We start from the raw sequence: 779 nt of genomic DNA on the forward strand, positions 1-779 counted from the left end.
GGTCGGCCTTGCGCTCGTAGCGGCGGTGCAGGCGGCGACATCCAGCCAGCCACGCCATCGTGCGCTCGACCTGCCACCGGTGCCTGCCCAGTCGCTGCGAGGACTCCACACCCTTGCGGGACAAACGGTGAACGATCCCCCGCTGGCGCAGCCAGCGGCGCAGGTGAACGTAGTCGTAGCCCTTGTCGCCGTGCAGCTTGGCCGGACGACGTCGCCGTGGTCCACGACGAGACCGGACCGGGGGAATCCCTTGCACCAAGGGCTGCAGGGCCTGGCTGTCGTGGGTGTTGGCACCCGAGATCGCCACGGACAGGGGCAGACCCGCCCGATCAGTGATCAAGTGGATCTTCGACCCTTTCTTTCCCCGATCGACAGGATTCGGACCCGTCAGGTCCCCCCTTTGAGGGCGCGCATGTTCACCGAGTCAATCGCGCACCGCGACCAGTCCAGCTCGCCGCGGGCACCGAGTTCGTCCAACACGAGCCGGTGGAGCTTGGCCCAGACCCGGGCCCTGGTCCACTCGGTGAAGCGCCGGTGCGCGGTGGCACCGGAGGGGCCGAACGTCGGTGGGAGTTGGGCCCAGGTGCAGCCGGACGTGGCCACGAAGATGATCGCGGCCAGCACTTGGCGATCGCCGTGTCTGCGTCGCCCGCCGCCTTGTGGGCGGGTGGGCGCCTCGGGCACCACCCGCTGGAACAGTTCCCACAGCTCGTCCGGCACCAGCCGTTCCACCATCGACACAGGAGCAGGCTACCGAGAACCCAAATGAGATGAGCTCT

Annotated in this window: 1 protein-coding gene; it reads right to left on the minus strand. The window is 68.3% G+C overall.

Annotation, left to right across the window (positions count from 1 at the left end; translation table 11 throughout):
* Positions 1–741, minus strand: a protein-coding gene (locus D455_RS33565) for an IS5 family transposase (protein ID WP_086003377.1) whose coding sequence is annotated in 2 segments (ribosomal slippage) — positions 1–399 and positions 399–741 — 742 coding nt annotated over the 2 segments. Because the reading frame shifts where the segments join, the coding sequence is not laid out codon by codon here. This gene is flagged as partial in the annotation.
* Positions 742–779: the final 38 nt, after the last annotated feature.

It is taken from the genome of Nocardiopsis halotolerans DSM 44410, assembly GCF_000341065.1.
GTDB lineage: Bacteria > Actinomycetota > Actinomycetes > Streptosporangiales > Streptosporangiaceae > Nocardiopsis > Nocardiopsis halotolerans.